Source organism: Plantactinospora sp. CNZ320, from assembly GCF_002846275.1.
Window position 1 is genome coordinate 3,842,398 of sequence record NZ_PJMP01000001.1, and the last position, 17,182, is coordinate 3,859,579.

The 17,182-nt window shown below is 71.4% G+C and carries 22 protein-coding genes; 6 read left to right on the plus strand and 16 right to left on the minus strand.

The genetic code is table 11. The annotated features are described in order from the left end of the window. Positions 1 to 37: 37 nt before the first annotated feature. Positions 38 to 919: a mycothiol conjugate amidase Mca gene (gene mca / locus CLT71_RS16825; protein ID WP_101371517.1), complete on the minus strand. Its 882-nt coding sequence runs from the start codon at positions 917 to 919 to the stop codon at positions 38 to 40. Positions 920 to 1,143: 224 nt separating this feature from the next. Here mca and CLT71_RS16830 point away from each other — a divergent pair, with 224 nt between their 5' ends. Next, positions 1,144 to 1,578: a DUF4307 domain-containing protein gene (locus CLT71_RS16830; protein ID WP_101367949.1), complete on the plus strand. Its 435-nt coding sequence runs from the start codon at positions 1,144 to 1,146 to the stop codon at positions 1,576 to 1,578. A gap of 170 nt (positions 1,579 to 1,748) precedes the next feature. Continuing rightward, entirely contained in the window at positions 1,749 to 2,246 is a 498-nt protein-coding gene (gene greA / locus CLT71_RS16835; RefSeq protein WP_101367950.1) for a transcription elongation factor GreA, read from the plus strand. Between the two features lie 51 nt (positions 2,247 to 2,297). Here the strand turns inward: greA and ilvA are convergent, their stop codons facing one another. Beyond that, on the minus strand, positions 2,298 to 3,518 hold the full coding sequence (gene ilvA / locus CLT71_RS16840; RefSeq protein WP_101371518.1) for a threonine ammonia-lyase: 1,221 nt from the start codon (positions 3,516 to 3,518) through the stop codon (positions 2,298 to 2,300). Positions 3,519 to 3,663: 145 nt separating this feature from the next. Here ilvA and CLT71_RS16845 point away from each other — a divergent pair, with 145 nt between their 5' ends. Further along, positions 3,664 to 5,556 carry a hypothetical protein gene (locus CLT71_RS16845; protein WP_101367951.1) on the plus strand — a complete coding sequence of 631 codons (1,893 nt, stop codon included), beginning with the start codon at positions 3,664 to 3,666 and terminating at the stop codon, positions 5,554 to 5,556. Positions 5,557 to 5,617: 61 nt separating this feature from the next. Here CLT71_RS16845 and CLT71_RS16850 read toward each other — a convergent pair whose 3' ends face one another. Beyond that, the gene (locus CLT71_RS16850) at positions 5,618 to 7,018 is read right to left on the minus strand and encodes an amidase family protein (RefSeq protein WP_101367952.1); all 1,401 of its coding nucleotides are present in this window, start codon (positions 7,016 to 7,018) and stop codon (positions 5,618 to 5,620) included. Between the two features lie 47 nt (positions 7,019 to 7,065). Continuing rightward, entirely contained in the window at positions 7,066 to 8,208 is a 1,143-nt protein-coding gene (locus tag CLT71_RS16855) for a cystathionine gamma-synthase (protein ID WP_101367953.1), read from the minus strand. A 23-nt stretch (positions 8,209 to 8,231) separates the two neighbouring features. On the opposite strand from CLT71_RS16855, the gene CLT71_RS16860 reads away from it, so the two are divergent. From CLT71_RS16860 to CLT71_RS37035, 3 genes are all read left to right on the plus strand, one after another. Continuing rightward, complete coding sequence (locus CLT71_RS16860) at positions 8,232 to 8,645, plus strand: HIT family protein (RefSeq protein ID WP_101367954.1); 414 nt, start codon at positions 8,232 to 8,234, stop codon at positions 8,643 to 8,645. Between the two features lie 95 nt (positions 8,646 to 8,740). Further along, positions 8,741 to 9,403: a peptide-methionine (S)-S-oxide reductase MsrA gene (gene msrA / locus CLT71_RS16865; RefSeq protein WP_101367955.1), complete on the plus strand. Its 663-nt coding sequence runs from the start codon at positions 8,741 to 8,743 to the stop codon at positions 9,401 to 9,403. Beyond that, positions 9,400 to 9,570, plus strand: a complete 171-nt coding sequence (locus tag CLT71_RS37035; protein ID WP_158242249.1) for a hypothetical protein — start codon at positions 9,400 to 9,402, stop codon at positions 9,568 to 9,570. The genes msrA and CLT71_RS37035 overlap by 4 nt, the downstream gene beginning before the upstream one ends. A 54-nt stretch (positions 9,571 to 9,624) precedes the next feature. On the opposite strand, the gene CLT71_RS38045 is transcribed toward CLT71_RS37035, so the two are convergent. The 12 genes from CLT71_RS38045 to CLT71_RS16910 all read right to left on the minus strand — a co-directional run bounded on the left by CLT71_RS38045 (position 9,625) and on the right by CLT71_RS16910 (position 16,887). Continuing rightward, the gene (locus CLT71_RS38045) at positions 9,625 to 9,750 is read right to left on the minus strand and encodes a hypothetical protein (RefSeq protein WP_486483304.1); all 126 of its coding nucleotides are present in this window, start codon (positions 9,748 to 9,750) and stop codon (positions 9,625 to 9,627) included. A 282-nt stretch (positions 9,751 to 10,032) separates the two neighbouring features. Continuing rightward, positions 10,033 to 11,346, minus strand: coding sequence for an MFS transporter (locus tag CLT71_RS16870; protein WP_101367956.1), 1,314 nt, complete (start codon positions 11,344 to 11,346; stop codon positions 10,033 to 10,035). Further along, entirely contained in the window at positions 11,346 to 11,921 is a 576-nt protein-coding gene (locus CLT71_RS16875) for a winged helix-turn-helix domain-containing protein (protein WP_101367957.1), read from the minus strand. The genes CLT71_RS16870 and CLT71_RS16875 overlap by 1 nt, the downstream gene beginning before the upstream one ends. Before the next feature lie 577 nt (positions 11,922 to 12,498). After that, on the minus strand, positions 12,499 to 12,978 hold the full coding sequence (locus CLT71_RS36520) for a hypothetical protein (RefSeq protein WP_143743496.1): 480 nt from the start codon (positions 12,976 to 12,978) through the stop codon (positions 12,499 to 12,501). 373 nt (positions 12,979 to 13,351) lie between these two features. After that, positions 13,352 to 13,549: a hypothetical protein gene (locus tag CLT71_RS16880; RefSeq protein WP_101367958.1), complete on the minus strand. Its 198-nt coding sequence runs from the start codon at positions 13,547 to 13,549 to the stop codon at positions 13,352 to 13,354. A 191-nt stretch (positions 13,550 to 13,740) separates the two neighbouring features. Next, positions 13,741 to 13,962: a hypothetical protein gene (locus tag CLT71_RS36525; RefSeq protein WP_143743497.1), complete on the minus strand. Its 222-nt coding sequence runs from the start codon at positions 13,960 to 13,962 to the stop codon at positions 13,741 to 13,743. A 74-nt stretch (positions 13,963 to 14,036) separates the two neighbouring features. Further along, positions 14,037 to 14,294, minus strand: coding sequence for a hypothetical protein (locus tag CLT71_RS16885; RefSeq protein WP_101367959.1), 258 nt, complete (start codon positions 14,292 to 14,294; stop codon positions 14,037 to 14,039). Further along, a complete protein-coding gene (locus tag CLT71_RS16890; RefSeq protein WP_101367960.1) occupies positions 14,294 to 14,866 on the minus strand; it encodes a hypothetical protein in 573 nt (190 codons plus the stop codon). Before CLT71_RS16890 ends, CLT71_RS16885 begins: the two co-directional genes overlap by 1 nt. Positions 14,867 to 14,950: 84 nt before the next feature. Further along, positions 14,951 to 15,160, minus strand: coding sequence for a hypothetical protein (locus tag CLT71_RS16895; protein WP_101367961.1), 210 nt, complete (start codon positions 15,158 to 15,160; stop codon positions 14,951 to 14,953). 174 nt (positions 15,161 to 15,334) lie between these two features. Then, positions 15,335 to 15,748 carry a hypothetical protein gene (locus CLT71_RS16900; RefSeq protein WP_101367962.1) on the minus strand — a complete coding sequence of 138 codons (414 nt, stop codon included), beginning with the start codon at positions 15,746 to 15,748 and terminating at the stop codon, positions 15,335 to 15,337. Positions 15,749 to 16,003: 255 nt separating this feature from the next. Then, entirely contained in the window at positions 16,004 to 16,417 is a 414-nt protein-coding gene (locus CLT71_RS16905; protein ID WP_143743498.1) for a hypothetical protein, read from the minus strand. Further along, positions 16,414 to 16,887, minus strand: a complete 474-nt coding sequence (locus tag CLT71_RS16910; RefSeq protein ID WP_101367964.1) for a hypothetical protein — start codon at positions 16,885 to 16,887, stop codon at positions 16,414 to 16,416. The genes CLT71_RS16905 and CLT71_RS16910 overlap by 4 nt, the downstream gene beginning before the upstream one ends. Positions 16,888 to 17,182 lie beyond the last annotated feature (295 nt).

The window sequence follows — 17,182 nt, forward strand, 5'->3', positions numbered from 1 at the left end:
GTGGCGGCCTTCCCCCTTACGGTACGCCTAGCTCCGTTCACCGGACCTGCGCGGTCTCCCGAACCCCGGCGAAAAGGTCCGACTCGGGCAGCGGGCTGTCGACCATCGAGCGGACCAGCTCGAAGTCCTCCGTCGGCCAGGCCTGCTGCTGCAACTCCATCGGCACCTGGAACCAGAAGCCGTCCGGGTCGACCTGGGTGGCGTGGGCGCGCAACGCGTCGTCGCGGACCGGGAAGTAGTCCGCGCAGGGGACCCGGGTGGTGATCCTCGGCCCCTTGTCCGGCCGGTCCTCCCAGCGCTCCAGCCACTCCGCGTACGGCGACTCGGCGCCACGGGCCAGCATCCCCTCGTGCAGCGCCATGATCTTCGCCCTGGAGAAGCCGATGTCGTAGTAGAGCTTCAACGGCTGCCAGTGCGTGCCCAGCTCCGGGAAGCGCTCCGGGTCACCGGCCGCGTCGAACGCCGCCACGCTGATCTTGTGGCACATGATGTGGTCGGGGTGTGGGTAGCCGCCGTCCTCGTCGTAGGTGGTGACGACGTGCGGGCGGAACTCACGCATCAGCTTGACCAGCGGCGCGGCCGCGACCTCGACGTCCTGGAGGGCGAAGCAGCCCTCCGGTAGCGGGGGCAGCGGGTCACCCTCCGGCAGCCCAGAGTCGACGAAGCCGAGCCACGCCTGCTCGACGCCGAGGATCGCCCGGGCGGCGTCCATCTCGGCCCGGCGGATCTCGGCGATGTTGGCCCAGACGTCCGGCCTGTCCAACTTCGGGTTGAGCACGCTGCCCCGCTCGCCGCCCGTACACGTGACGACGAGGACCTGCACGCCTTCGGCGACGTATTTCGCCATGGTCGCGGCGCCCTTGCTCGACTCGTCGTCGGGATGGGCGTGCACGGCCATCAGACGTAGCTGCTCTGCCAACTCAGGTGCTCCCTCGTGATGCCCCCGGGCCGGGCTCGACCCCCCCCGGTACCCCTCGAACGCCCGCCCTCCGGCCGACCGCTCGGCCTCCAACCACCAACCGCTCGGCCTCCGGCCCCCGATCGGTCGTCGGGCCTGCCAGAGCCGGCCCGGCTGCCGATGAGAGGATGGGCGTACCCATTCTTGCCGATGCCACCGACAACAGTCCCAGGAGATACCCTCCGGTGTCCGAGACGCCCGCCACACCAGTACCGACCGCCCCGGTGTTCCCACCCGGCCGGTACGGCCACCGCCGCGCGCAGCGGCGCCGCCGGCCCTGGGTCGTGGCACTGCTGGTGGTGGCCCTGCTGGCGGTGATGAGCGCGGTCTCCTACCGCCTCTACCGGCAGTACGGCGACCCGAACTACGACGCCCAGGTGATCACCTACACCGAGATCACCGACAGTCAACTGGTACTCGACTTCCGGGTGACCGTACCGGCCGGCGGCTCGGCGACCTGTGTACTCCGGGCCCGTTCCAAGGACGGTGCCGAGGTCGCCCGCGAGGAAGTACGGGTCGACGCGGAGCCCGGGCAGCGGCACCTGACGGCCCGGCACCGGCTGGTCACCACCGCCCGGCCGATCCTCGGCGAGGTGCTCCGCTGCCGTCCCGCCGAGTGAGCCGCTAGCCCGGTCGAGCCGGGCGACCGGGTCCCCGGCGCGGACCCGTTCCGGCACCTTGCGGCGCCCCGGCCTGCGCCGTCCCCCGATAAATGACGTGGCGTCCGGTGTGTAGCGCACTGGTAACTTGGTAATTCGTCCCTGTCCACGACTACCCGAGGAGATCGTCTGTGTCCACGACCGACCGCGCGGCAGCCACCTGGCTGTCCCAGGAGGCCTACGACCGGCTGCAGGCGGAGCTCAACGAGCTGATCGCCGGACGGCCGGCGATCGCCGCGGAGATCAACGCCCGGCGCGAAGAGGGTGACCTCAGGGAGAACGGCGGCTACCACGCCGCCCGGGAGGAGCAGGGCAAGCAGGAGGCACGGATTCGTCAACTCCAGGAACTGCTGCGCACCGCCCAGGTCGGTGAGGCGCCGGCAGCGGACGTGGTGGCGCCGGGCTGCGTCGTCACGATCCACTTCGACGACGACACCGACGACACCGAGACCTTCCTGCTCGGTTCCCGGGAGATCGCCGCGACCACCGATTTGACCGTCTACAGCCCGGAGTCGGCGCTCGGCAAGTCCATCCTCGGTGCCCGGCCCGGCCAGACCGTCACCTACACCGCGCCCAGCGGCGCGGAGATCAAGGTGACGGTGGTCCGGTTCGAGGCGTACGGCGGCTGACCGGCAACGGCCCGTCGGAGGCGCCGGGCCCAGACGTCCGACCCAGCCGGTTCAGCCCGGCTGGGCGACGTCGACCTGATAGCCGCAGCCACGCAACGCACTGATCAACCGGTCGGAGTGTTCGGCGCCCCGGGTCTCCACCGAGAGCGCCACCTCGACCTCACCGAGCCGCAGGTGCGGATTCTGCCGCTGGTGCACCACGTCGACCACGTTGCCCCGGTGCTCGGCGATCATGCCGAGCAGCGACGCCAACTGGCCGGGCCGGTCGGCGCAACGCACCGTGATCCGCAGGAAGCGGCCCGCCGAGGCGAGCCCGTGCTCGATCACCCGCAGCATCAGCAGCGGGTCGATGTTGCCGCCGGAGAGCACCGCCACCACCGGCGGTTCGACCCGTACCGCGCCGGACATCAGCGCGGCCACCCCGGCCGCCCCGGCCGGCTCCACCACCTGCTTGCCCCGCTCCAGCAGCATCAGCAGGGCGCGGGAGATGTCCTCGTCCGGTACCGTCACGATCTCGTCCACCAGCTTGCTGACGTGCGCGAAGGTGACCTCACCGGGCCGGCCGACCGCGATACCGTCGGCGATCGTGGCGTAGGCGGGCAGCCGTACCGGCTCGCCGGCCCGCAGCGACGCGGGAAAGGCGGCGGCACCGGCCGCCTGTACCCCGATCACCCGTACGTCCGGGCGGAGCGCCTTCGCCGCCACCGCGATCCCGGAGACCAGTCCCCCGCCACCTACCCCGGCGACGATTGTCCGCACCTCCGGGCACTGCTCCAGGATCTCCAGCGCGACCGTGCCCTGGCCGGCGATCACGTCCGGATGGTCGAACGGGTGGATGAAGACCGCGCCGGTACGGTTCGCGAAGTCCTCCGCCGCGACAAGTGACTCGTCGACGGTGTTGCCGACCAGCTCCACCCGGGCGCCGTACCCCTTGGTGGCCGCCACCTTCGGCAGCGGCGCGCCCACCGGCATGAAGACCGTGGCGGCGGCGCCGAGCAGCCCGGCGGCGAGCGCCACCCCCTGGGCGTGGTTGCCGGCGCTGGCCGCCACCACGCCCCGGTCGCGCTCCGCCGCCGAGAGTCGGGCGATCCGCACGTACGCGCCCCGGACCTTGTACGACCCGGCCCGCTGCACGTGTTCGCACTTGAGCCAGACCGGTCCGCCCAGCGCGGCGGAGAGCGGTCGGGACGGCTCCAGCGGAGTTTCCCGGACGACTCCGGCGAGCAGTTCGCGGGCGGCGGTGACCTCGGCGAGTCCGACCAGCTCCGTCATGCCCCAGATCGTCGCATCCCACCCGTCGGGTGTTCGCGTCGGCGGTACCGGGGTGCCGGAGGTCACCCCACCGGCCGCGTCGGCGATCGTCGAGCCGTTCTACCCTCTCGTTCGAGCTGTTGCCAGACGGGGGACGGAGCCGCAGATGTCGACCGGTACCGAGCGGATCTCCGGGGACGGTCCGGCGGCGGACGGACCGGAGCCGCCGCCACCGCTGTCCTGGGGGGACGTCATCCGGCTCCGGTTGGCTGCCGAGTCGCAGGGGCGGGTGGAGCCGCTGGCCCGGTACGCCGGGTGGCTCGGCTTCGGCGCCGCAGTGCTGCTCTGCACCCTGTTCCTGGCCGTCGCCCCGGCCACCCCGTGCACGGTGGCGACGCCCTGCGGACCCGACCGGCTCGGCAACGTCATCTTCGGGCTGGTCGGCAGCCTTCCGCTGCTCGCCCTGATCCGGCTGGAGTTCGCCGTGGCGGGGACCGGCGCGTTGCTGGCTGTCACGCTCGGCTACCAGCAGACCCAGACCGAGCACCTGCCACCCTGGTTCTACCTGCTGCTGGTCGGGTACGCGGTCGGCTGCACGCTGCTCGCCCGGCTGCGGCGCAGCCCCGCCCCGTACCGGGCCGGGTTGCGCGACTGGCACCGTCGGGCCCGGCTCGCCGTACCGCCGTCGCCGGCCCGGCTGCCCCGCCCGCCGCTGGCCACGACGGTCACCGCCGCGCTGCTGCTCGCCACCGCGCTGCTCGTGGCCGGCTGGACCGGCCTGCGGCAGAGCGAGGTCGACGAACAGCAGCGCCGGGCCGAGATCGTCACCGCGACCGTGCGCGCCCACCCGTCCTGGGCGGAACTCGACCTCGATTTCCCCGACGGCCGGCCCTCGGCGCGGCTTCCCGTCCTCGACGCCGCCGCCTACCCGGTCGGCTCCACGGTCGGGGTGGCGATGGACGACCTCGACCTGCGGCAGCTCGTCACCGAGCCGTACGACCTGACGCCGTGGCTGACGCTGGTGGCGGTACTCGCACTGGTCGGGCTCGGCGTCGGCTGGCGGGGCGCCGCCCGGGTACGTGCCGGCCGCCGGCTCTTCCGCCGGCCCCAGCCGGTCAGCGCCGTACGGGTGCACCAGGACGTCGACCGGGTGTACGTCTACGCCGGTACGGGTCAGCAGGTGCTGCCGCTGGCCGAGATCGAGGTACGGGAGCGGCTCACGCGCACGGCCGGTGACGAACCCGGCCCGGCGGTGCTGCACGGTGTGCCCGTACCCGGGCAGTGGTGCACGGTGACGATCGACGGCCGTACCCTCTCCCCCACCGGACCGGTGCTGCTGCCCGAGCCGACCGCACCCTGGCTGACCACCCGGCGGCGTCGGGCCGGGGTGCTGGTCCGGCCCGCGACGTCCGGCTCCGGCCGGGGGTCGACGCCGGCCGGCTGGGCCTGGCCCGAGCTGACCTGGGCCGGCCGCATCCTCTTCGTGGCGCTCGTCCTCGGCGCGATCGTCGCCGGGATCGAGTTCAGCGAGCCGCTGCTGCGCGGGCTGGTCGCCACGGCCTGCACTGTCGATGGTTGTTCCGGGGCCGCCCTGGTGACCGCGGGCTGGGCCGTTGTCGGGCTGCCGCTGCTGGTGATCGGGGTCGGTTACGCCCTGCTGCCCTCCGGCAGCCGGCTCGCGCTGGGCATCAGCGCCGTGGCGCTGTCGGTGCTGGCCGCCGGGCTCGCCGCGGTCCTCCCGGAGGTGGGGTACAGCACGCTGCGCGAGACGAATCCGGAGCTCGCCCTGCTCTATCCGGGCCTGCTCGCCGCGCTCGGCGCGCTGATGCTCAGCCGGGCCGCCGGCCGCTGGATTCGTCCCCGCCCCGCCGGTCCGGCCGCTCGCCGCTCGCCGGCCGGCCCGTCCGGGTCCGGCCGACCGGGCGGGGCCGACCGGGCCGGGGTGGTCGGCTGGGGCAGGGAACTCCGGGACCACGGACTGCTTCCGCTGGTCGCGCCCGCCGCACTTCAGGTACCGGCCCTGCTCGTGGCGCTCCTCGTCGTGCTGCTCGGCCAGTGACAGCGCAGACCGTGCCAACAGTTCGGAGCTGACCCCGCCCGCCGATGGCGACTCGTCGGGCTCAGCCGGCCGGGGTGGCCACCCGGGGCCAGTCGGGTGCGTGCCGCCGCCACGGGCCGGCCAGCTCGAACTGCCCGGCCACCCCGAGCAGCAGCAGTTCGGAGCCGGGCGGGCCGACCAACTGCACCCCGACCGGCAACCCGTCCGGGCGCAGCCCGACCGGTACGACCAGCGACGGCAGGCCGGCGAGATTCCACGGCGCCGCGTACGGGGCGTAGCGGATGCAGGTCAGCAGGTTGGACCGCCACGAGCGGGTCGCCCAGCCCAGGGCCGGCGGCGGGGCGCTGGCCAGCGCCGGGGTGAGCAGCAGGTCGACGGAGTGGTCGCCGAAGAAGTTGACGCTGCGCTCACGCCACCGGGTGCGGTCCTGCTCGCGTACCAGGCCCCGGCGCAGGGCCACCCTGCCGAGGGCGGCATGCCGGCGGCTGCGCCGTTGCAGGGTGGCCGGATCGAGGCCGGCCGCCTCGACCTCGTTCGCCGCCGCTCCCAGCCAGGTGGCGATACCGCGCAGCCCCAACGAGGTCGGATAGACCGGGTCGACCGAGACGGTGTCGTGTCCGGCCACCGCCAGCAGCTTGCCGGCGGCGGCCACCGCGTCCCGGTTGGGCTGGTCCGGGCGTACCCCGGAGACCGGCGAGCGGAGCGAGACGGCGACCCGCAGCCGCTCCGGAGGTGTCAGCTTGTCCGGGCGGCGTCCGGCGAGCACCGCGAAGCCGACCGCGGCGTCCGCCACGGTGGTGGCCAGGATGCCCTGCTCGGCGAGGCCGTACCAGTCGTTGACACCGAGCTGGCACGGTACGACGCCCCGGCCGGGCTTGAGCCCGACCAGCCCGCAACAGGCGGCCGGGATCCGGATCGAGCCGAGCCCGTCGTTGCCGTGCGCGATCGGCACCATCCCGGAGGCGACCGCCGCCGCCGAGCCGCCGGAGGAGCCGCCCGGGGTGCGGTCGGTCGCCCACGGGTTGCGGCTGGCCACCGTCTCGTCGTCGGTGAACCCGAAGAGCCCGAGTTCGGGCATCCGGGTCACCCCGACGATCACCGCTCCGGCGCCGCGCAGCCGCCGGACCACCTCGTGGTCGGACTCGGCGACCGGGGTACGCGCGGCTGCCGACCCGTTCCAGGTCGGCAGCCCCGCGACCGCGGTGTTCTCCTTGACCGCGATCGGCACCCCGGCCAGCGGCAGGTTCGCCAGGTCGTCCTGCTCATCGACCTTCTCGGCCTCGACGATCGCCTCGCCACCGCGCACCACCCGGAACGCGGACAGCTCGCGGTCCGTCCGGTCGATGTGGTCGAGGTGGTCCGCCACCACCTGGGTGGCGGAGGCGTCGCCACGGCGGACGGCCCGGGCGATCTGTTTCGCGGTCGCGCCCACCCAGTTCGGCGTGATGTCCTGCACGGCCAACTCCCCATCGGCTTGTCCGCAGCGCCGCCCGGGCGGCCGGACGGCGGTCAGCCGAGCGCCTGCTCCAGGTCTGCGAGTAGGTCGTCGGCGGTCTCGATGCCGACAGACAGTCGCACGAGATCGGCGGGAACTTCAAGCGGCGAGCCGGCGGCACTTGCGTGTGTCATCCGGCCCGGATGTTCGATGAGCGACTCAACTCCGCCCAGTGACTCGGCAAGCACGAAGAGTTTCGCCCGGTTGCAGATCTCCACGGCGTGCTCCTCGCCACCGGCCGCCCGGAAGGAGATCATCCCCCCGAACCGCCGCATCTGCTTCGCCGCGACCTCGTGCCCGGGGTGGTCCGGCAGGCCCGGGTAGAGCACCTGGGAGACCGCCCGGTGCCCGTCGAGGTAGTCGGCGATCCGCTCGGCGTTGTCGCAGTGCCGGTCCATCCGTACCCCGAGGGTCTTCACCCCGCGCAGGGTCAACCAGGCGTCGAAGGGCCCGTTCACCGCGCCCATCGCGTTCTGGTGGTAGCGCAACTCCTCGCCGAGCGCGGCGCTGGCCGCGACGAGGGCGCCCCCGACCACGTCGGAGTGCCCGCCGACGTACTTGGTCGTCGAGTGCACCACCACGTCCGCGCCGAGCGCGATCGGCTGCTGGAGGTACGGCGAGGCGAACGTGTTGTCGACGACGAGCAGCGCGTCGACGTCGTTGGCCAGCCCGGCCAGCCCGGCGATGTCGGCGATCCCGAGCAGCGGGTTGGTGGGGGTCTCCACCCAGATCACCTTCGTCTGCTCGGGGCGGACCGCCGCCCGGACGGCGTTGACGTCGGCGATCCGGGCAGCCGTCCAGCTCAGTCCCCAGCGCTCGGCGACCCGGGCGAAGAGCCGGAACGTGCCGCCGTACGCGTCGTCCGGGATCACCACGTGGTCACCGGGCCGGCAGACCGTACGCAGCAGGGCGTCCTCGGCGGCCAGCCCGCTGGCGAAGGCCAGCCCGACCGGGCCGCCCTCCAGCGCGGCGAGGCACTCCTGCAGGGCGTCCCGGGTCGGGTTGCCCGACCTGCTGTACTCGTAGCCGAGCCGGGGTGCGCCGACGGCGTCCTGGGCGTACGTGCTGGTCTGGTATATCGGCGGCACCACCGCCCCGGTGCGGGGCTCCGGCTCCTGGCCGGCGTGGATGGCGAGTGTCTCGAAGCCGTGACTCATTTGCAGAAGGCTAGCCTGCACTGGTGGCCGGGTGCGTGTTCTGCGGGATCGTGGCGGGCGGGGCGGCGTTCCGGGTGGTCGACTCCCCCGACGGGGTGGCCTTCCTCGACGTCCGCCCGGTGTTCAAGGGACACCTGCTGGTGGTGCCGCGCGCGCACGTCGAGACCCTCGGCGACCTGCCGGACGAGGCGCTGCCCGGCTACTTCCGGCTGGTCCGGCGGCTGGCCCTGGCCGTGGAGGCGGGACTGGGCGCGGGTGGGACGTTCGTGGCGATGAACAACCGGGTGTCACAGTCCGTCCCGCACCTGCACACCCATGTCGTACCGAGGACGAAGGGCGACGGGCTGCGGGGCTTCTTCTGGCCCCGTACGAAGTACGCCTCGGACGTCGAGGCCACCTCGTACGCCGACCGGATCGCCGCCGCGCTCGCCGAGTAGTCCCGGGGTGGCCGGAGCCTGGGCACGGTCGGAGCGGGTAAGGATCCGGGTGGGTGTCGTGTTACACCCGGCAGAGGTACGAGAGGAGTTCCATCGTGTTCCTACGGCGCACCAATGCCGAGCTGCCCACCCCCGACCAGGCCCTGCCCGGCCGGATGATCGCGATGCCGATCTCCGACCGGCACGAGGTGCTCGGTACCCCGCTGCGGGGACCGTGGCCCGAGGGTGCCCAGGTCGCCGTCTTCGGGATGGGCTGTTTCTGGGGAGCCGAGCGGCTGTTCTGGACGCTGCCCGGGGTGATTTCCACCTCCGCGGGCTATGCGGGCGGTTACACGAAGAATCCGACCTACGAGGAGGTCTGCTCGGGTCGGACCGCGCACGCCGAGGTGGTCCAGGTGGTCTACGACCCCTCGAAGATCGGTTACGAGGACCTGCTCAAGGTCTTCTGGGAGAACCACGACCCGACCCAGGGGATGCGGCAGGGCAACGACGTCGGCACGCAGTACCGGTCGGCGATCTACACCACCACCGACGAGCAGGCGGCGACCGCCCGGGCGTCCCGGGACGCGTTCGCGCCGGTCGTGGCGGGCGCCGGGCACGGCGAGATCACCACGGAGATCGCCGAGCTGGGCGACTACTACTACGCCGAGGACTACCACCAGCAGTACCTGGCCCCGACCAAAAACCCTAACGGATGGTGTGGTATTGGCCCGAACGGGATGTCATGCCCGGTAGGGGTCGCGCGGACCGGCTGGTGAGAGCGATCCCCGGTCTCCGCTGCGAGGGGCGGGAGGCCCGGGTGCGGGCCGACCGAGTCGAATGCGGTGAGTGCGGCGACGCGCTGCCGGTCGAGCGGTTGACCGGGCTGTCCGAGCTGGCCGATGCCTTGGGCGAGCACACGTTGGCCTGTCGCGTCTTCGCCTGAAACGACGAAACCCCCGGTACCCACGTGGGCGCCGGGGGTTTCGTGTGTCTGCGGTCAAGCAGACAGGAAGAGGTACAGCGTGAGGGCGGCGGCGTCCTGCGTCGGCTCGGCGGTGTCGCGCCGGCCGGGCCTCGTGACGGCGGTGCTCATGATCTCGTTCTTTCCTGGTCCGCAGGTCATCCGAGCTGCTCGTGGCCCATGTGCGGAGGCGACGGGGCTTCCTCAATACCCGTCAACTGCGCACATGGGTACGCCGGTCGCCTGCCGTGGTCTACGGCCGTCACCCTCGCGTCTCGGCCGTGCCGGTCGCTAGCGGGGGCCAAGCGGGGCGAGCCATCGCGGCGAGCGAGGCGGCCGGGCCGCCGGGGTAGCGCGCTCAACTCCGCCATGAGCGCGCATCGCCCAGATGAGTGCACTGGCCGGTTCGTTTGTGCGCCTCTCTGAACGAGAACCACTGCCCGGTCAAGGATTGCATTCCGTCCCTGCCGCAGGCTCGTGGACCGCCGGCGTATGGCGGTGTTGCCTGGGTTCACGAGGGCGCTGACTTGGCACGGCTGGTCGTGAGTGGTCGGCGCGTAGGGCCATGGCGAAGGTGATCGCGCCGAGGGCGGCCAGGGTTGCTATCGCGGCGAAGACGGTGCGTAGCCCGCTGAGTTGCAACGCCGGTCCGGCGGCGGTGTATCCGACGAATGCCCCCAGGTTTTCAGTGGTCGTCACTGCGGTCATCACGTGAGGTCGGATAGGTGCCGGGGTGCGTAGGGTGACGCGGGTGTTGATCGTTGCGGCTAGCAACGGCGTGGCCAGTCCTACCAGGAACAGTCCGCTGGCCATGACGAATGTCTGATCGACGAGTAGTAGCCACAGCGGGGCGCATTGCAGCATGGCGGCGCCGGTGAGGGCGGTGTTGTTCATCCGGCCCAGGCCGGTGACGGCCACCAGGCTGCCGATCGCGAGGCCGGCGCCGTTTGCCGCGATGAGTAACCCTAGCGTCCGAGGGTCGCCTCCCAGGTCATCCATGACCAGCACTGGTAGGCAGATGAATATGGCGGGGACCGAGATGGTCACCAACGTCAGGGCGAGCACGAAGAGCCGAAGTGCTCGGTGGCGAAGCGCGTGGCGTAGGCCCGCGAACGTGGCGGCCTGCTCGTGGCTCGCACGAGAGGACTCCCTGTCCGTGCCTGCCACGACGGTGGCCGGCGGCCGGACGAAGGCGGCCAGGATGACGAAGGAGACGAGGTACGTGCCGGCGTCGATCCAGAGGACCTGGGCTGGTCCGAGCAGGGCGATCAGCAGGCCGCCGAGGGCGGGTCCGGCGAGGGCGGCGATTCTGGTCGCACCGTCGATCAGGCTGTTGGCGCGGGCGAGGAGTTTCTCGTCGGTACCCCGTGTCGGGCCGAGGAGGTCGGCCAGGATGAGCCGCTGCGAGGAGACGTAGGGAGCGGTGAACGCACCGAGACTGAACGAGACCGCCAGCAGGGCCGGCAGGCTCAGCCATCCCGTCTGATTCAGCAGCGGGATCAACGCCATCAGCGGTACGCGCGCCGCGTCGCAGATCAGCATGGTGCGCCGCACACCGAGCCGGGCCACGACCTTGCCGCTGGGCAGACCCAGTGTCGCGACGCCGAGAAACTCTGCGGCCAGAACCGCGCTCATCTTCACCGGCGAGCCGGTGGTCACCAGAACGAACCACGGCAGCGCCAGGAGGGTGAGCCAGGAGCCGAAGGTGGACAGCAGCTTCGCGACGAACAGAGCGAGTAGTCCCGGTGTGTGCAGCATCAGCTCGGACCGTCGTGCGTGGGGACGGCGTATCCGAAGAAGGCGACGCGGCGGGCGTTCGCCGTGCGGGGCCGCGTGGCGACGGTGTACTCGCCGATGAGGGCTTTGATGCGCTCCGTTACCTCTACCAGCTCGTCGGGGTCGAGGTAGCCGATGTCTTCGCCGACCCAGGCCGCCTCCTGCCAGGCGGTGTCGAAGTCGTCCTGGTGGCGTTGGTAGGCGTCCAGGGCGGCGAGCCGCTGGGCGATGAACTGCTCTCGCAGCGCCCGGGAGGCGGCGGCGAACTCCGGTGAGCCGTCACCGGTCGCTGACCAGGTGATCCCTCGGCTGGTGGCTCGCCACGGCCGTTCGCGTCCTTCAGCCAGGTCGGGGGCTGGCTCGACGAGACCCCACTTGGCCAGCTGGCCGATGTGATAGCTGATGGATGCCGTGGACTCGCCGGTCTGATCGGCCAGCTTTCGCCCTGAGGCCGGACCGTCGACGGTGAGCAGTTCGAGAAGCTTGAGCCGGATGGGATGGGCGAGCGCGCGCAGCGCCTGCGGGTCGGTGAGTTGCTTCTTCTGACCGGACGACATTGACCCAACATAGCTTGGCCAACACTTCTTGGCCAAGCTATGTTGGGAGCATCGTCGAACCGCAACGAAGCTGGCTACGACTTGATCCGTTCGGGCCTGCGGCCTCGTTCGTCGCCGCGCGCGTGACGGCGGGACGGTCGACGGATTCCCTTGACCGTGCGGGGCGGGTCGGCGGGCGCCTCCCTAGCTCGGCCGGGCGCCGCCGTGCCGGATGCGGGCTTGCCGGGCGGGCAGCCGGCGGCATGTCTTGCATGAGCGGTGCCATCCGTCCGCCGTGCGTCCGTCGCGGCCGAACGCGGCCGGCGGCAGCGTCCGATCACAGCCGGGGCAGTGCCGGGCGGCCGGCGTCGGGGCGGTCACTTGACCGGTCCAATCGGGCCGGGCCGATCTCGTGGGCGGGATCGTCCGGGCGGCTCATGCGGCGCGGTCCCGGCGGCTCAGGTTGCGCTTGATGGTGGTGTGGATGCGCCGATTCTCCGCGCGGCACGACCGGCACAGCCGGCGAAAGCCGTCGAGGGTGCGCCGGTCGGTGCCGAACGCCGACAGCGGGCGGGCGGTGTTGCACTGTGGGCAGTGCCTAGTGTCCACGCAGGGCCTTCCGTCGGTTGGCGCGGTGCATCTCCACGGCTCGGGCAACAGTGGATGCGTTGTACGACGCTTGCCAGGCGACCGACCGGACGGTCATTTCCTCGCGTAGCTCGCGCTCGGCAATCGCGGCCAATTTCTCGGGATCGTCGCCATAAATAGGCGGGCGGCCGGGCATAATCAAGCGGTGCGGACGAATTGCCATATGGACGATGTCCCTGTGGCTGCCAATCTCAGCGCGTTCGGTGCCCCATTCCATAGCGACCGCGGTGCCGGTTAGCGCCTTTACGTCTAGCGTGAAAAGGTCCGCATTATCGCTGGGCCACTGCCCAATTCGACGCCATTGTTGGCCGGCGCCGGTGATGTGGCGCATGGTCAATCGGGAGCGACGGCCGGCGAGCTGGGCGAGTCGAGTAGCGGTCGCGGGGTCGATATGGCCGGGCTTGGCGCCTCCACCGTGGTTCGCATTCATGCCCATTTCCTTTCTATGGAATGGTTTTTGGGTTTTTGGTAATGCCAAACAGATTCGGGCTGACAGTGACGCGCCATGCCTACCGGTAGGGCTTTGGCGGGGGGCATGGGAGGCATGCCCCAGGGGGTGCGAGGGCCTGCGAGCGATGCGGCGAACGCACGCGCACAATTCCATCAAGGAGCATCGCAATACGTTCGCTCGCACATTCACCATTCAACTAATCAATTAATCAAGCTCAACTACAACTCATGCCAACATGCAGCGCACATTACCTCGTCCGCAAGAATGGTTCTACGTCGACAACGTGGGCAAAGGCGTGTCGATGTGACTGCCTTGCTGATAGGCAACAAGGCAACCACACCAACCACATCACTCACGCATTCTCGTCGCCGTTGCCTTGCTCGATAGCGGGCAGGCCGGCGAGGCGACGCGCCAATTCATCAGGCGTTCCCGCTGCCAGCTCGGCGCGATAGAACTCCTCATCAGTCATGCCGGCCCGGCGGGAAGTGCGGGACCGGCCCGACCTCTCCACGGCATAGAAGAAATTGCCCATGGCGTCATCCAGGTTCATCGAATTCACCTCCCCAGGGGGTCAGAATGGCGGGGTCCGGGGTGTTCACTTGCTGCCCAGCAGGGTCCGATGCGGGCGGTCCCGCATCGCCCCCTTGGGCGGCGGCACCACCGGGCGGTCAGCGAGCCGACAGGCGGCGCAGCAATAGCGCTTGTTCGTCCACATCGGCCCGTTGCAGTGCGCGCACGCCTTCACCGGTGCCGGCTGCGGCTCGGGGATCGGCGGCGGCGCGGGCGCGGGCACGGGGTCGGCTGCGGCTCGGGCTCCACGGCCTCGGCCAGGGCGTCATCAGCGGCGGCACGCTCGCGGCGCTTGATGGCATCGCGCTCGGTCCGCTCGCCAGCGAGGTACGCGGCCTCCAGCAGCTCGGCCCTACGGGCGGCCTTGGCGGCCTTGGCTCGGCCTCGGCGCACGGCGGCGGCCTGGCCGGCGGTCGCTCGGCCTTCGCGGTGGGCCTTCTGTCAACCGACGTCATGGCGTTGCTTGCTCATGCGAACGGCCCCCGGATGCTCTTGACGATCTCGTTGATGTGGTCGGGCGTCTCGCTCTCATAGCCCTGGATCTGGCGGGCGACGCGGCGGATGTCCTCGGCGGACCGACCGGCCTCGGGCTGCTCGGCGGCTGGCTGCTCGGCGGCCTCCCGCTCGGCCCGGATGGCGGCGAATCTCGCGTCCACCTCGGCATCCCAAGCGGCGGCCTCGGCGTCGGTCATCGGCTGGCCGGCGGCGTCGTAGCGCTGGTTCATCAGGAACCACTCCCGATCACGCGCAGGGCGCGCAGGATGTCGGCGACGGTGCCCAGCCGGGAGAAGCCATCCACGACAACGCTGTGCGCGTTGTGCACGGTCGACCGGTCGATCAGGATGGCCAGCCGGTCGGCGGTCTTGCGGATCTCGTCCCGGTCGCGCTCCTTGCGCTCCTCGACGTACGGCGTAACCACCTCGACCAGCGCAAACTGCGCGTTCACAGCCGGCGGCATCAGGGCGCGGTGCGCGGCGATGATCTCATCGCGGCGGGCCTCCCAGAACACATCCGGCTTGGGCTGCCTCACCTTGCCGGCCAGCGCGGCGGCCTTCACCTCGGCCTTGTCGTCGGCGTACTCGTCGGCCAGGTCGTCCATCTTGTCGGCGGACGCCTCCAGGGCCTCAACGGCGGCGGTCAGCTTGTCGAGCGCGGCGGCCACCTCGGGCACCTCGGCGGCGATCTCGTCAACGAACGGCGGCAGGTGCGGCGCGCGGCGGCCAGGCTTGGCGAGGTGCTCGGTGCCGTGGCTGGTCTGCGTGACGGCGGTGTCGAGGTTGGGGAAATCGATGGACACGGGGTGTCCCTTTCATTGCTCGCGGATCACTCCGTTGGCAGCGCGAGCGGGGGTAGCCGGTGACCGACCGGCGGCGGGGGTGGTTCAGTTGGCGAACGGGTCGTAATCGCGGGCGGCCTCTTCACAGACGAGGCAGCCGGGGACCGGCCACAGCGAGACGTGCGCGCGGTGGCGCTGCCACTCGTCGCGGTTGCGGGCGGCGTGGCGGACGTTGCGGGGGTGCGCGGCGCGGGCGTCGCGGGCGGCCATCAGGGCGGCGAACTCGGCGGCGCGGCGGCGGTCACGTTCACGCATCCGGCTGCCTCCTCTTCTTCTCCTTGTGCCGGCGCTTGTACTCACGGGCGGCGGCCCGGCGGCAGGCAGGATCGGCGCAGACCTTGCGGGGCTGGCCGTGGCCGGCGTACGGGATCGGGGTGCCGCAAGCGGTACAGGGCAACGGTTCCAGCGGGGGGCGGCGGTTGCGGCCCATTACCCGGCCACTCCCAGCGCGGCGCGGGGCGGGGTGGCGCAGACACCGCAGGCGGCCCCGATGTGGCCGGTGGGCAAGATCGTGACGTACGCGGCTCTCTTGCCGCAGGCGTTCACCTCGCACTGCCAGCCAGCCGGGCCGGCGTCCTGCATGACCTCGGTACGGCGTTCGGCAGAGACCGGGATAGCGGGCAGCGGCTCAGGCATCCGGGCGCACCTTCCGCAGCGTGCCGTGGACCAGCTTGGGCGCGTTGCGCTGCGGCTGCTCCGCGGAGCGCTCGGCTGCTCGGCCCGGCGGCCGGCAATGGTGGCCTTGAAGTCGACGCTGATCTCCAACGCGCGGCGCATGATGACCACGATGGACAGCAGCGCGAGCACGCCGAAGATGACGGAGGCGATCGTGAGAGCAGTCATCGGGGAGGCTCCAAGCGGTATAGGGCGGCGGGGGAACGCAAAACGCCCCCCCCCCCCGCAGACGCCTGGGTCCAGCAGGCATCGGCGGGGGGCCGAAGAATTGGGGGGTACTCAGCGACTGGACCTCGCTGGAGCGCATGACGGCGGCTCGACCGGCGGTGCTGTTCGGGGGGCGGCTCGCGCGGCGGATGCGCCGGGGCCTGTCTTCCCTCTATCTATGTAGGGAGCGTTACACGCGCAGGGTGTGCGGAAACCTCACGCTGCGCTATGGGTAGAGATGCTGTACCCGCCGTTGCCGCCTACGTCGGACAGCCCGAACTCGGCGCGTAGCGAACGGGCAGCCTCCACAGCCTCGGCAGAGGTGCGGTGGCCCAGGCCGTAGGCACCACGCGCCGGGACGGCCCCGTTGGGCAAGCGCACCTGCTCCGGCCGCCCGCCGTTCGGCTGCTCGTGTGCCGGGGCGTCACCCTTGAACAGCGGGCAGATGCCGCCGCACGGCGACCAGCGCGCGAACACGCGGCCGGCGCGGCGCTCGGGGGCGGCATGCACCGGGCGGGCGGCGGCAGCGCGGGGTGTGTCGGCGGCGATCCGGGCCGCACTGCGCTCGCGGTACCGGCGGACGCGCTCGCGGGTCTGCCGACGCTTGCGCTCGTCGGCGGTCTCGCTCACCAGCGCTCCCACAGCGGACGATCGCCGGGCCGGGTGTACGTGCGGTCGCGCATGATCAGGCGCTCGCGGCGGGTGCGGTCGGTGTAGATCGGAGCACCGCGCCAGAGATGCACGCCCATCCATCCGCGCTTGCCGTGGACAACGGCGGACATCAGGTACTCGCGGGCGACGGCGGCGAACGTCTTGCGGCCGGCGGGCATGATCTCGCCAACGGCCGGGCCACGCTTGACGGCCACGCGAGCGCCGATCATCTGCGTGTCGGCGAACATGCCACCGGGGGCACCGGTCAACAGCACCGGGTCGGCGTCGTAGTCGAGCGTGGACAGGTAGGCGTCGAACAGCACCGGGCCTTCCGTGAACCGGCCGATCAGCCAGCGGAAGGTTTCCAGGTCGGTCAGCCAGGTCTCGATGGCCCAGGCTGCGGAGCGGGCGGCCGGCGTCATCTCGTCGCCGTATCGGTATGCGTCCACGGGGTCACCTCCAAATCGGTTGTAGGGCAACGAAAAACGCCCCGGCGGCTGTGAGAGATGCGACCTCCCACAGCGCCGGGGCGCTGGTCTTTCGGTGATGCTGTCCGCCGTGTGTGTCGCATACACGCGGTGCGGGGGGCTGTCCTACCGGGACAGGCGGGCGGCGCGGTGCGCCAGGTAATCGGCCACGTTCGCGCGGAACGCGGTGGTGGCCTCGTCAGTCAGTGGCCGGGGCCGGGTCGCGGTTGGGCGGCGGGTTGGCTGCGTGGCTAGCACGGCGGGTCCTTGCGCTGAC